This is a genomic window from Bombella intestini (assembly GCF_002003665.1).
In the GTDB taxonomy this organism is placed as follows: Bacteria; Pseudomonadota; Alphaproteobacteria; order Acetobacterales; family Acetobacteraceae; genus Bombella; species Bombella intestini.
Genome location: NZ_JATM01000001.1, coordinates 384,384 through 396,747, shown reverse-complemented (window position 1 = coordinate 396,747; position 12,364 = coordinate 384,384). Strand labels below are relative to the sequence as shown.

Annotated in this window: 13 protein-coding genes; 6 read left to right on the top strand and 7 right to left on the bottom strand. The window is 50.3% G+C overall.

Features of this window, described 5'->3' with window-relative positions; all coding sequences use genetic code 11:
- The first annotated feature begins 3 nt into the window (after nt 1–3).
- From AL01_RS01855 to mltG, 3 genes are all read left to right on the top strand, one after another.
- Nucleotides 4–246 (top strand): acyl carrier protein, encoded by a 243-nt coding sequence (locus AL01_RS01855; protein WP_077395564.1) that lies wholly within the window; start codon nt 4–6, stop codon nt 244–246.
- 128 nt (nt 247–374) lie between these two features.
- Nucleotides 375–1,658: a beta-ketoacyl-ACP synthase II gene (gene fabF, locus AL01_RS01850; protein WP_077395563.1), complete on the top strand. Its 1,284-nt coding sequence runs from the start codon at nt 375–377 to the stop codon at nt 1,656–1,658.
- A 43-nt stretch (nt 1,659–1,701) separates the two neighbouring features.
- Nucleotides 1,702–2,790: an endolytic transglycosylase MltG gene (mltG, locus tag AL01_RS01845; RefSeq protein WP_077395562.1), complete on the top strand. Its 1,089-nt coding sequence runs from the start codon at nt 1,702–1,704 to the stop codon at nt 2,788–2,790.
- Between the two features lie 77 nt (nt 2,791–2,867).
- Here the strand turns inward: mltG and AL01_RS01840 are convergent, their stop codons facing one another.
- Together AL01_RS01840 and AL01_RS01835 are read right to left on the bottom strand one after the other, a co-directional pair.
- A complete protein-coding gene (locus AL01_RS01840) occupies nt 2,868–3,569 on the bottom strand; it encodes a lipid-binding SYLF domain-containing protein (protein WP_077395561.1) in 702 nt (233 codons plus the stop codon).
- Nucleotides 3,570–3,618: 49 nt separating this feature from the next.
- On the bottom strand, nt 3,619–4,425 hold the full coding sequence (locus tag AL01_RS01835; RefSeq protein ID WP_077395560.1) for an inositol monophosphatase family protein: 807 nt from the start codon (nt 4,423–4,425) through the stop codon (nt 3,619–3,621).
- A gap of 169 nt (nt 4,426–4,594) precedes the next feature.
- Between AL01_RS01835 and AL01_RS01830 the strand changes: the two genes are divergently transcribed.
- Entirely contained in the window at nt 4,595–5,482 is an 888-nt protein-coding gene (locus tag AL01_RS01830; RefSeq protein WP_077395559.1) for a glucosamine inositolphosphorylceramide transferase family protein, read from the top strand.
- A 49-nt stretch (nt 5,483–5,531) separates the two neighbouring features.
- Here AL01_RS01830 and AL01_RS01825 read toward each other — a convergent pair whose 3' ends face one another.
- The 5 genes from AL01_RS01825 to AL01_RS01805 are packed head-to-tail and all read right to left on the bottom strand — an operon-like array spanning nt 5,532 to nt 10,264.
- Nucleotides 5,532–6,287 (bottom strand): nucleotidyltransferase family protein, encoded by a 756-nt coding sequence (locus AL01_RS01825; RefSeq protein WP_077395558.1) that lies wholly within the window; start codon nt 6,285–6,287, stop codon nt 5,532–5,534.
- A complete protein-coding gene (locus AL01_RS01820) occupies nt 6,284–7,090 on the bottom strand; it encodes a sterol desaturase family protein (protein WP_077395557.1) in 807 nt (268 codons plus the stop codon). Before AL01_RS01820 ends, AL01_RS01825 begins: the two co-directional genes overlap by 4 nt.
- On the bottom strand, nt 7,087–8,187 hold the full coding sequence (locus tag AL01_RS01815) for an LptF/LptG family permease (protein WP_077395556.1): 1,101 nt from the start codon (nt 8,185–8,187) through the stop codon (nt 7,087–7,089). The genes AL01_RS01820 and AL01_RS01815 overlap by 4 nt, the downstream gene beginning before the upstream one ends.
- Nucleotides 8,184–9,353, bottom strand: coding sequence for an LptF/LptG family permease (locus AL01_RS01810; RefSeq protein WP_077395555.1), 1,170 nt, complete (start codon nt 9,351–9,353; stop codon nt 8,184–8,186). Before AL01_RS01810 ends, AL01_RS01815 begins: the two co-directional genes overlap by 4 nt.
- Entirely contained in the window at nt 9,347–10,264 is a 918-nt protein-coding gene (locus AL01_RS01805) for a metallophosphoesterase family protein (RefSeq protein WP_077395554.1), read from the bottom strand. Before AL01_RS01805 ends, AL01_RS01810 begins: the two co-directional genes overlap by 7 nt.
- 145 nt (nt 10,265–10,409) lie before the next feature.
- On the opposite strand from AL01_RS01805, the gene AL01_RS01800 reads away from it, so the two are divergent.
- Together AL01_RS01800 and AL01_RS01795 are read left to right on the top strand one after the other, a co-directional pair.
- A complete protein-coding gene (locus AL01_RS01800; protein ID WP_077395553.1) occupies nt 10,410–11,396 on the top strand; it encodes a diacylglycerol/lipid kinase family protein in 987 nt (328 codons plus the stop codon).
- Complete coding sequence (locus AL01_RS01795) at nt 11,389–12,333, top strand: hypothetical protein (RefSeq protein ID WP_077395552.1); 945 nt, start codon at nt 11,389–11,391, stop codon at nt 12,331–12,333. Before AL01_RS01800 ends, AL01_RS01795 begins: the two co-directional genes overlap by 8 nt.
- Nucleotides 12,334–12,364 lie beyond the last annotated feature (31 nt).

Here is a 12,364-nt window from a genome sequence, read left to right as displayed (position 1 = left end):
CAGATGAGCAACGAAATCGCTGATAAGGTGAAGAAGATCGTCGTAGAACATTTGGGCGTCGATGCGGATCAGGTGAAGCCGGATGCTTCCTTCATTGACGATCTGGGTGCTGACAGCTTGGACACGGTTGAGCTGGTCATGGCTTTTGAGGAAGCATTCTCTGTTGAGATTCCGGAAGATGCTGCCGAGAAGATCGCTACTGTGAATGATGCTATCGAGTACATCACCAAGCAGAAAGCTGCCTAATTCCTTATAGAGGGATTGGATGATGGAACGGGCTGATCGGGTATCGGCTCGCTTCCGTCCTGAAAGAGCGAAGCGGAACATACCCGTTTCGCTTTATGCGTATTTATGAATTGTGAGGTAAGGCGGCGATGAGCGGCTCTGGAACGGACAGAAAACGTGTGGTCGTTACGGGAATAGGCGTAGTAAGCCCGTTGGCTGTTGGTGCAGAACTGACATGGAAGCGCCTTATCAATTCGCAGTCTGGTATTGGTCCGATTACGCAGTTTGATGCGTCTGGCCTTCCAGCTCGGATTGCGGGGGAAGTTCCTTCCGGTTCGACTGAAGAAGGTGGGCTGACCCTTTCTGATTGGGTTCCTGTCAAAGAACAGAAAAAGATGGATCGTTTCATCCATCTTGGTTTGGCAGCAGGTATTCAGGCTGTAGAAGATTCTGGCTGGAAGCCAGAATCAGAGGAAGATCGTTGTGCTACTGGCGTTATGATCGGCTCTGGTATTGGCGGTCTGAAGACGATTTACGATAATTCTCTGGCTGTGGCTGCCGGTAAGGCTCGCCGTCTTTCTCCATTTTTCATCCCATCCTCGTTGATTAATCTTACGGCAGGTCATCTGTCCATTCGCTATGGCTTCAAAGGGCCGAATCATGCAGTGGTGACAGCATGCGCCTCTGGTACGCACGCAATCGGTGATGCGTCTCGTTTGATCCAGCATGGCGATGCCAAGGTTATGATTGCTGGCGGTGCAGAATCTGCCATCTGTGAGCTTGGGATTGCCGGATTCTGTTCAGCCCGTGCCCTTTCAACAGGCTTTAATGAGGACCCGACAAAAGCTTCTCGTCCTTGGGATAAGGAACGTGATGGGTTCGTCATGGGTGAGGGGGCTGGTGTGGTCGTACTGGAAGAGTACGAACATGCAAAGCGTCGTGGTGCCAAGATTTATGGTGAGATTGGTGGTTATGGCCTCTCCGGCGATGCCTACCATATTACGGCTCCGGCTGAGAATCATGAAGGTGCCTACCGTGCTATGCAGGCCGCATTGAAGGATGCTCGGGTTGCTCCTGCCGATATTGGCTATGTCAATGCTCACGGCACATCTACTATGGCTGATGATTTGGAGCTTGGTGCCGTAGAACGCTTGTTCGGCGATGCTGCTGCTGGAACGAGCATGTCTTCTACAAAGTCCGCAATTGGTCATTTGCTTGGAGCTGCTGGTGCCGTGGAGGCTATTTTCTGCCTTCAGGCTATGCGTGATGGTATTCTGCCACCAACGCTTAATTTGGATGAGCCATCCAGCGAGAGTGTCATGGACCGTATTCCCCATAAGGCGAAAGAGAAGCAGGTGGATATCGCCCTTTCCAATAGCTTCGGCTTCGGTGGGACTAATGCCAGCCTTATCTTGAAACGGTTTAAAGACTGATGTGATCGTCTGATGCAGATTTTTGTTAGCTTGAGGTAAGACTATGGCGCAGGAACCTGTATCAGAATGCGAAGGCACTAACGTTTCATCGGAGACTCCTGCTCCCGATGGAGAGAAGGAAGGCGGGGTCAAGAAACGCTTTCGCCTTCTGACCAAGGGGCGACTTTTTACCCTGTTTCTAGTTGCAGTTGGTGGAACTGCCTTTGCAGGGTATGGTCACTACACAGATCCGGGGCCTCTACAATCTGAGCGTATAGTCATTATCCCTAAGGGTGGGGTGGATCGGGTTGTCGCTGCGCTTCAGGACAATGGTGTCGTGGCACGTGGGGCGGTGTCGTCCCTATTTTTTAAGATAGCCATGTATGTCACCCGCTCGCAGGGAAGTATTCATGCAGCGGAACTGAGATTCCCAGAGCAAGTCTCCATGGCACATAGCCTGGATATTCTCCGGCATGGCCGCCCGGTTACTCATAGCCTGACGATCCCAGAGGGGTTAACAGCCAAACATATAACAACAGTACTGATGCAAGCTCCGGCCTTACAGGGGCAGCTACCCGCTTTTGCAGAAGGGCAGGTAGCGCCGCAGACATTTTTTTATGTTTGGGGAATGGAACGTCAGGTGCTTCTTCAACATATGACGAGTCTGATGACGAAGACGCTTCAAGATGTGTGGGCGGGGCGTGATCAGGTCGCTTTGCAGGGGATTATTACTTCACCAGAAGAGTTATTAATTCTTGCGTCCCTCATAGAAAGGGAAACTTCCGTTGCTGAGGAACGCCCGCAGATTGCACGGGTTTTTCTGAACCGGCTAAAACAGGGTATGAAGCTTCAGACAGATCCCACAGTCATTTATGCGTTGAGTGATGGAGAGGGTACTTTGCCTCGTCCCTTAACTCATGAAGACCTACAGTTTGATAGCCCCTATAATAGCTATCTTCATTCAGGTCTGCCGCCTGGGCCTATTTGTTCTCCGGGGCGTGAAGCCCTCGAAGCGGCAGCTCATCCGGCTATGGGAGATGCTTTGTATTTTGTAGCAACAGGACACGGAGGGCATAGTTTCGCCCGGACGCTTGCCGAGCAGACTGATCATGTACGTGCCTACCGGCGGGTGAAAAAAGCTCTTTCCCCGTAGTTCTATTTCGATTCAGTGTAATAGGTCACGAAGGAAAGAGCATCATTTGAAGTAGAATGATGCTCTCCTGACGAGTGTTACTGGTTAAAAGCCTTCATTACGACCCGACGCAACGGATCGGCAGCTTTGTTATTAACCTGCATACGGACGACAATGTCCTCCGGCCCAACAACCTGGTGATAGTAAGCGCGGTTTGCTTCGCTATCTGGTTTTAGTTTGCTGCTGCCAAGAGATACCCCAGCGGAAACCCCTTTTGTCTTCTGCATAGCATAGACCTCTTTGGGGGTGTTCTGCGTGCTGCTGCTATTGTTCCCGAAAGCAGCATCGGCACTGGCATCAAAGCTAAACTCATGATCCATGAGGTTCAACAGAGCTTTTTGAGATGTAACGAAGAAGAACAACTGGCTATGCTGATAGCCAGCTTGAATACCAAAGGAGCCAGCACTCAGGTGATAGAAAGCTGGATCAGACCAAGAGTTGTTAGCACCACGGGCTAGCAGAACGCATCGGCCGCCGCTTCCACCAAAGACGAGGGACATCTTTGTAACATCAGGGCAGATTACAACGGCCTTTGTTTCATGAAGAATATGGGCCGTATTTTCCTTAATTTTGGAATCAAGAAGGGCGGACTGTACAGCGAAAGTAGCTTTGTTTACCAGAGCCTGTTGCTTGGAGGCTTTGGCTGCTGCTGCATCACTCGCGTAGGCACTTAGAGCGAGTAGGCCTGCTCCTGCAGTGATAGAAGCTGTTCGCAATATAGAGGAAAATGATTTGGACATTGGGGGATCTCCTGTGAGCTGAAAACATGCGCACGCAAGGATTATAAACTTAATCCAGCGTAACGCCTAGTATGTCGGAAAGGGTAGAGGCAATCATGGGGGCTCCCGCTAGAATGGTCGTGCGCTGTGTCAGGCCTCCCATTTTTAGGAAGGGTGATACACGAGCTCCAGCTTCTTCAAGAAGGACCAGAGCTGCAGCAACATCCCATAGGAAAATGACATATTCGTGATATCCATCGGAGCGGCCACAGGCAACGTCAGCTAGAGCTAGAGCTCCGGAGCCCAGTGAACGAGGCATGACGCCTTTATGGAGCAGTGCCTGCATTTTTTCAGGGTACCATCCTTCGGGAACATAAGGTGACCAGCCGATTTCTACCATGGCTTCCCTCATGTTTTCGGTAGCGGAGGCCTTGATGGGACGTCCATTAAGGAAAGCCCCTTTTCCTTTTCTGGCTGTAAAAGTCTCCCCAATGGCAGGAGCCTCTATGATGCCAGCGACGGGGATATCCTGATACATAAGACCAAGGGAGATGCACCAGCGATTACGCCCTCTGGCGTAGTTGGATGTTCCATCAATGGGGTCGATTACCCATCGGAAAAGCCCTGTCGAAGTGCCGCCATGCTCTTCCCCTAGAAAGGCATCTTCAGGGAAAAGGGAGTTCAGGCGAGTGGTGATAAATTGTTCCACCGTTTTGTCTGCTTCCGTGACGTAATCCTGATGGCCTTTAAGGTCAGCTACAGGTTTTCCGGGTTCAGGTTGCATTTTTAAGGCAAGGGCTGAGGCTTCCTTGACCAGGCTAAGGGCTGCATGAAAGCGAATATTGATAGCGGTATCAACGTTGTATGAGATGGACATTCATGAAATCCTTAGGCCGTGGTGAGATGAGGTATCAAAGTAGGAAATTACAGAAAGACGGTCTAACTGTCAGCTGTAGGTAGAGAAAAAGCGAGCTCTTCCACTGGAGAAGATGGCTCTATATGCTACGTAGTGATTTTATGAACATGTATCCCTAGGATGATAAGAGATGAAACTGTTTAAAATGGATTACTGGCGTTCAGCCATTCTGCATGCGCCTTTTGAGCAGATTATCCGACAAAATAGTCTGGATGACATCGACATGACCTTCCTGCCATCCTGCGGAAAAGAAGGATTTTTGGCAGATCCTTTTGGCCTGTGGCATGCAGGGCATTTGCATGTTTTTGCGGAATATTATGATTATGCTCAGGGGAAGGGTATCATTGAGGTACTCATTTATGATGAGCATTTTGCTTTACAGGAACGGCGCTGTGTACTGAGTGAGGAGTGGCATCTGTCTTACCCCTACGTGTTTCAGCATGAGGGATGCGTTTACATGCTGCCCGAGGCCTACAAGTCGGGACGCCTGACCCTCTACAAAGCCACGTCCTTTCCTTATGAGTGGGAACGTGTCCCTACGTTTGATTTTCCCATCGGGGCGATTGATGCAACGCCGCTTCATCATGCGGGGCGTTGGTGGCTATTTTGGACGCCACCCACCCCGAAATTGGCTCGTCAAAGCACATTGCATATTGCGTTGGCAGAGGAACTGACAGGTCCGTGGTGTGATATGGGCCACTTTTTGATTGATCGTAGCGGTGCTCGCCCGGGGGGGACGCCTTTCATAGAAGATGGTGAGGTTGTTCTGCCTGTTCAGGATTGTTCAGAGACTTATGGCGGTGGTATCCGCTTGCTCCGGATCAGCGGCTTTAAAAAAGGACGTCCTTCAATATGCGGAGGTGATTCCATTCCTTTGCATGTCCCGGAAATTAAGGATTATCCGGATGGTATGCACACGCTCTCTGCTGCGGGGGATGTCACTTTGGTTGACTTCAAGAAAATACGGCGCGGCCTGGGGCCAGTTCTCTTCAATCTAAAACAGCAAGTTTTTAAATAAGATATATGCTTTTTCCCCATGCTGTCCGTTCACAGGCAGCATGGGTACTTTAACTTTGACTAAGTAGTTGCTCTACGAGGATAGCATCTGCAGGTTTATCGACATCAACGGCAGCCCGACCATCGGAAAGAGGAATGAGCTGTATCTTAGCACCCGTGAGGGTATGGATACGCCGCTCAAGTCGTTTGGAACTGAGTGTGCGGGTAAGAGTGCGCAGAATAATGGGCAGGCCCAATATCATAGCCATACGGAGAGGTTTCTTCCGATAACGCTGAAGATGCTGCCAAAGCGTGACAACCGCTTTGGATCGGGGAGATGCCATCCAGAAAAGGTTACATCCCGAGAAATGCATGTCTGAAAGACGAATATAGGTTCGTTTTGTTTGGGGTATGTCTCGTAAAATGGTGCTTTTCAGGGCGATAGCTGCGGTCAGATCGACATCAGCTTTCTGACTTTTTGTGAGAAACTCCGTAACCCACTCAGGGCGGAGTAGGGCATGGTCTGCTGTAGTGACGAGGCAGGGGGTACCGATAAGGTCGAGCGCTTGAGCGACACTCTCACTCGGAGAGCGGGCAGCCTGTAAGAGGGTGATGCGATCCTTTAAATACGCCAGCAGGTCAGGCTGCTCGATACTCACCCATATTCGCCCAATTTCGGGAACTTGTTCCAGCGTATGGAGAACACGTTCGATCATGGGGATATTCTGAATGGGCAAAAGTGCTTTATGAGATACATTGCCCATACGTGCTAGCGGGTCACGTTCACCATCCCGTGACCCAGCGAGGATCAGTACCGAAATACTCATGCGCTCTTGGAAAGCTCTTCGTTTTTAGGTGCACGGGCAGGATCGGGCCGATCACGAGGCGGAGCACCAGTCCGCCGCATAACCCAGGGATAACGTTCTGCTTCTTCTACCGTATAGCCCAAATTGAAGACATACGGGCTACGGGGACGTTCCTTGGCGGAACGATAGAAGGTGCCCATTAGCCGGTCCGGCAGATAGTTGGTAATACCGTAATTGCCATCTTCATCGTGGAAATGATGTAGGACATGAAGCTGCTTGATATACACAACCCACTGCCAGCGAGGTTTGTATGCCAAATGCTGGATACAATGGAAGAACTCATAGATGCAGGTCATGACCAGAGCCGTGGAGAGTGCAGAAAAGGCACCACCCCAGCCACCGATCAGCCAGCCTATGGGCATGGTGATGACCATCATGGTTGGAACAGTGTTCAACGGTGACCCGAATAGCACTTCTAGAAGATGGGGATCTTGATGATGATCAAAATGGATGCGTTTCCACATGGAGGCTGTGATCGGGTTCCGATAGAACCAACGCCCATGCAAGATGTAACGGTGAATGATGTACCAAGCTGTTGGATACACAGCGATGATGACAGGGATGGGGATGATGACCCCCCACCAGCTATGATGCAGGTACAGGCTGAGCACGGCTGTACCAATGATCAGAGCAAAATACAGCAGGATCGTCGGGTAAGTGAGGTAAGCCGCCCATAACTGCGAAAGATTCATTTTTCCCAAGTCATAACTCCTGCCTTTTTGCATCAGAGTTGTGCCTTGGAAAAATTGTTTGAACGTACTCATTTTTCCTCCATCCGCAGTATCCATGCCAGACCAAACAGGGCTGCCACGATCTGGCCTGAACTTATAGCGATTAATATGGGAAGGGAACCTGAATTTCCCAGAGCTGAAATCATCCCCTGGAGAATGACCACTCCCAGACCAGCCGCCATGACATACACCGGCAGTGGGTTCCGCAATCCCGCACGGGGCGGAATATAGGTGATGGGTAGAGTGATGAGAAGCATCACAGCCATCTGTACCGGCAGCATAAGTATGGCACATAGTGCCATCAAATAATTTGACCTAGGTAAATTGGAAGGCGCTTTCCCCGAGAAAATTTTCCAGAATTGATGTGGCGTATAATAGACACCCTGCAGTGTCATATTGATGATTTCCTGCGGAGTGGCTTTTAGGATGGGGGGGGCTGCCTCACTGTTGAGTTGCGCCTGGGTTTGTTCTTTGAGAATGACAAGCTGTCTGGCCTCGCCATGATTGACCCATTGTCCATTTTCATAGGTTAGGTGCTTAAAGTATTGGCTGCCAATCAGGTTTCCGGTCTCTAACTGACGGTGGTAAAAAATGACTTCGGTAAGGGAGCGTCCACCATGGCTGATGGTGCCGACGTGAATGATGTCCTGCCCGAGACGGAACCATAGACTGTGTAGATCATCTGTTGCATTAGCTTGAGTTGCCCCTTCATTCCACCAACGGTTTAGTTCCTGTTCACAGGGGGGGACGGCCCATAACTGCACTACCATGCACATAAGACCGAGTAGTAGAGGAATGGGTAGAAGGTACCGGAACATGTTGAGGGTAGAAAGGCCAGCAGCCCTTAATACGGCAATCTCGCTGGAAAGAGCCATCTGTAGAAGAGTAAACAAGCCACCGATCATGACAGACAGAGGCATGATTTCTACCATAAGTGTTGGCAGGTGCAGGCCTATATATTTGAATAGCCCGTTGATCCCTAAATGTCGGTCCAGAATAGTAGAGGCATCATCTAGCAGGGCCAGAATTTCAAGAAGGGCCGTTAGAACACCGCAGCAGAGCAAAATTTTACTAAGAAGCGGTTTAAGAAAGATCTTCAGGAGGGTTGGTGTTGCCAGTGGAGAACTCATGAAGATGCCTTGTTCAGTAAGGTCGGCTTTCTGTTACGCCAAGAAACTTGGGAGCGTGCGAGCAGGGCGGCTGTGCACCCAAGGCAAAAAAGGGTTTCGGGTACCCAGATTGCCAGCCAGACAGACATTTTTCCGCTAGATGCCATACTGTGTCCGAACAGAAGTACCTCATTAAAACCAACCAGAATGAGGGCGAGCGTAATCTGTCCAATTACAGATTTCCGCCGTTTTCTCCCAATAGCAAAGGCGATGGCTAGTAGGGGAATGAACATGATGCCGATAGCCCGTGCTAGGCGGAAATCCATCTCTGAACGAAGAACGATATAGGGCAGGCGTGGAGATCCATGACGGAGGGCCTGAAACAATTCAGGTGTGGTCATTTCTCGTTCATCATCCCCTCTGGAACGAAAACTCCGCCGATTTTTACTGCGTTCGATCACACGGGCGATATGTTCGAAATGGATGATGGTGGCGTGATTGTCAGGTATGGCCGGTTTGTTCAGATGGACGACTTGCCCATCCCAGAGATCAAGTTGTGTTGCCTGATCTCGTTCGGAAAGGGTCAGCAACCCTCTAGGAGCCGTTATCAGCTCGATGTTGCCATTCTCTTTTAGGTTACGGATAAAAATGTTCTTCAGGTGGGAGCCGCCATGATCAACACGATCTGCTGTCAGCATCGTACTGGATGATGTTGAAGCAAACATGCCGGACTGCAGGTGGGGAGCCCAGCCTGTATGTTTGGCGAAGTAGAACCCCTCTCGGTAGTCATAGCGAGCGATTGGCTGAATGTAGCCATAAAGAAGTAAGCTGAGAACGGCTAGAATGGCGCCAACTTTGATGTAGGGCTGACTGATACGCAGCAGGGAAATGTGAGCGGCGCACAGCACATCAATTTCATTATGCTCGCTCATCCGATTGACGGTCATGAAGATCGCAATGCAGAGCGCTGCTGGGAGGGCTAGCCCCATATAATGCGGCAGGAGATCACTAAGGAGTGTAATCAGGGTTGCAATCGAACTGCCACTGCTCGCCAAATGGTTGAACAGTGTTAGTAGTCGTTCCAACAAGAGAGTAACCAGCATGGTCCCTAGCGCAACTGCAAAAGGCGGGACCATCTGCCGGAGCAAATAACGGTCCAGTGTTGGCAGGTTGCTTCGTATTAACATACTATCTGCCTTACAGGAGTGGTGGAAAGCCATTCCATGCGAGAAAAAAGATGGCCTTTATGGTCCCTGCGCATCAGCTTGATTTGCCAGCCCTCATGATGAGGGGTGAAAGTCAGATGATTCCATGATGCTTTACGCTGAGGGTTTTGACTGTCCATGCCTGCGGCTCCGACCCCTAAAAGAGGAATGTCTGTTCCTTCAACAGTGGTCAGAGTGGCATCGTGGGAGTGCCCATGAAGAACAAGCTCTGCCCCATACGTCCGTAAGATATCGGATACGGCAGGTGTATTGATAAGGGATTTTCTATAGGGCAACAGTTCTTTACGGGGGGGGTGATGAATCATGACAACCCGGCAGTATCCTTCTTCACCCAATTCCGCAAGGAGCCTTGCTAATTTCTGGCGTTGTTTCCGATCAATACGGCCATAGGCGGTAAAAGGCGGCGTTGGTAAAGCGGAGTTGAGCCCAATAACGGCAACTTTTCCGAAAAAACGGACAAATGGGAAAGAACTGTCCGCCCATTTTTCCCATTGGGATAGACTGTTTTCGTAAGAGATTGGAGCCATGAAATCGTGATTCCCCGGCACGACCACGGGCGTTAGAGGTAAAGTTGATAGCCATGCAGCTGCTTGACCGTATTCTTCCTTGGTACCGAAATTGGTGATGTCTCCACTGATCAGTAGTCCAGAAAGTTCCTTATGGGATGCGACGTTTGCAAGCAGTTCAGCTGTGATGGAGGGGCGTAGAACATGACGTCTTTTACTGAGCCAGAGAATGCGGCTAAGCAGACGTTTGTTGAGAAAAGCAGACCATGCGATGCTGGGAGGAGGCAGATGCGGGTCTGACATATGGGCTAGACAGACAGAAGAGTCACGCCGGTGAGCTGAAGTGGCGGACGGGTCGGAAAGCATTATGGCACCATATCCATGACGGGGGCGATCTATCAGGAGGATAACTCCTTGCTGGCCCCCTTAGCATAGCCATGTTAAAGGAGTTCGGCCAGCTTGGGAAACAGTCTGGCATTTTTATGTTTCTGGGCGGATGTGTGGTAGATAGATGCAGACATTGAAGAACGTTGTACAGCCAGCCCTGATACATAATCCCAACAGTCGCAAAAATGCTCAGGATAAAGGGCATTTCCTGCGTATGGCACGGCAGAAGTTGGGAGATTATTGTGTTTCCTCCCTGAATGACAGTCACCTGCCAGCTCATCTGACTGAACTGAAGAGCAAGGGTGTGGATCTGATTGTCATTAGCGGCGGAGATGGTACGGTTAGTGCTTGTTTGACGACAATTGCAGCTATTTATCACGACTGCCCTCTGCCGGCTGTGGCTATTCTCCCTTCAGGTAACACCAACCTCATAGCGGGGGATGTTGGATTTGGCTTGCATGGTGATGCAGCAATTGACCGTCTTTTGCGACCTGAAGGCTTGAAAAGCTGTATCCGTGCGCCAATTAGGTTGTCATGGCCCGATGAAGAAAGGCCTGCAGTATTGGGCATGTTCGGAGGGTGTACGGGGTATGCTAGGGCGGTGCGTATTGCCCATTCGCCGAATGTTTTGAAATTTGCCCCTCATGATCTCGCTGTTTTTTTCACGCTTTTTACTAGCATGGCGAGTCTTCTTTTTCGCCGAAGTCGTCACTCATGGATGAAGGGGGACAGACTATCTTGGTCGGCACAGGGGAAAGATCTTCCTCGAGAGAGTAGAGACGGGCGCAGTTTTCTGTTCATGGTAACAGCGCTTGAAAAACTTTCTCACGGCATTTGGCCATTCTGGAGCACAGGGAATGGCGGAAGTGGGTTCCATTTTCTTGATGCTCATGCATTTCCGAAAGCTCTGCCAAGGGCTTGCTTTAATCTTTTGAGGGGGCGGGCACCAGAATGGCTGCGGTCGCATGAGGATTATGTAAGTGCAACCGTGCAGGAGATGCAGCTTGAGACGGATAGCGATTTTGTCTTGGATGGTGAGGTTTTCCCGGCATCTGCTAGTGGACGGCTGATGTTGGAAGAGGGGCCGGCTTTCCGGTTTGTGCATGTCTGACATCATTAGAGAGACACTGATCGATGAGCTGACAACGGCTATTCCTGAGGAAGTCGCACAGTTCGCAGAGTCTATTGCTGGTAGGTTAGATAGGCAGCCGTTGGGTATCCTGTTTTACGGCTCAGTTCTTCGTGATGTAGATCCTGAGGGCATAATTGATTTTTATGTCATTACCGACCGACCAGAGAGTCTGGGAGGCAGTGTTCTGGCTCGCATGGCTAATCGTCTGCTTCCTCCCAATGTCTATTATATGGAGCATAAAACAGAGGGAGGGACGACCTTACGGGCTAAGGTAGCTTTTTTATCTCTTAAGCAATTCCTGGGGCGAAGCACACTTTTTACATTGGATACGACTATATGGGCCCGTTTCTGCCAGCCTGTTCGTATGGTTTGGGTACGGGATGGAGCAAGTGCCGATCATCTTTTGCAGGCGATTAGTCAATGTGTGATTACAGCTTCCTGTTGGGCTGCCCTTCTAGGGCCTGAAGAAGGCGGGGCAGCACAATATTGGCACAATCTGTTTGCCCATACCTATGCCGCAGAGTTGCGTGTGGAAAAGAAGGGACGCAGCCACAACCTTTTGGCTGGAAAAGAAGAGCGTTACGGAGCTCTTCTAAAAGCGGCTTGGCGCAGGGCCTCTCTGAGTTATCGCAGTGAAGGAGGGGTGTTATACCCTCAGCTTACTGAATCTGCTCGGAGTAAGGCCTCAAGGAACTGGAGAAAAGTGCATACTTTTGGAAAGCCTCTGAACATAGCCCGTCTTATCAAGGCGGCGTTTACGTTTAGAGATGGTGTGGCGTATCTTTTATGGAAGATACAGCGCCATACTGGCAAAGCTATCCATGTATCGGCTTTTGAGAAGAGGCATCCGCTCCTCACCCTTCCGCTCTTCTTATGGAGAACCCGGCATGTGCGGTCTAGGAAAATGCAACACTAACCTTCTGGACGATTGAGCAATAGAAAAGCCT

Bases quoted from the DNA above. Each gene is read 5' to 3' on its own strand.
- AL01_RS01855 (WP_077395564.1), top strand. From the start codon at position 4: ATGAGCAACGAAATCGCTGATAAGGTGAAGAAGATCGTCGTAGAACAT.
- AL01_RS01830 (WP_077395559.1), top strand. From the start codon at position 4,595: ATGAAACTGTTTAAAATGGATTACTGGCGTTCAGCCATTCTGCATGCG.
- AL01_RS01815 (WP_077395556.1), bottom strand. From the start codon at position 8,187: ATGAGTTCTCCACTGGCAACACCAACCCTCCTGAAGATCTTTCTTAAA.
- AL01_RS01795 (WP_077395552.1), top strand. From the start codon at position 11,389: ATGTCTGACATCATTAGAGAGACACTGATCGATGAGCTGACAACGGCT.
- AL01_RS01840 (WP_077395561.1), bottom strand. From the start codon at position 3,569: ATGTCCAAATCATTTTCCTCTATATTGCGAACAGCTTCTATCACTGCA.
- AL01_RS01825 (WP_077395558.1), bottom strand. From the start codon at position 6,287: ATGAGTATTTCGGTACTGATCCTCGCTGGGTCACGGGATGGTGAACGT.
- AL01_RS01810 (WP_077395555.1), bottom strand. From the start codon at position 9,353: ATGTTAATACGAAGCAACCTGCCAACACTGGACCGTTATTTGCTCCGG.
- AL01_RS01835 (WP_077395560.1), bottom strand. From the start codon at position 4,425: ATGTCCATCTCATACAACGTTGATACCGCTATCAATATTCGCTTTCAT.
- AL01_RS01820 (WP_077395557.1), bottom strand. From the start codon at position 7,090: ATGAGTACGTTCAAACAATTTTTCCAAGGCACAACTCTGATGCAAAAA.
- AL01_RS01800 (WP_077395553.1), top strand. From the start codon at position 10,410: ATGCAGACATTGAAGAACGTTGTACAGCCAGCCCTGATACATAATCCC.
- fabF (WP_077395563.1), top strand. From the start codon at position 375: ATGAGCGGCTCTGGAACGGACAGAAAACGTGTGGTCGTTACGGGAATA.
- mltG (WP_077395562.1), top strand. From the start codon at position 1,702: ATGGCGCAGGAACCTGTATCAGAATGCGAAGGCACTAACGTTTCATCG.
- AL01_RS01805 (WP_077395554.1), bottom strand. From the start codon at position 10,264: ATGCTTTCCGACCCGTCCGCCACTTCAGCTCACCGGCGTGACTCTTCT.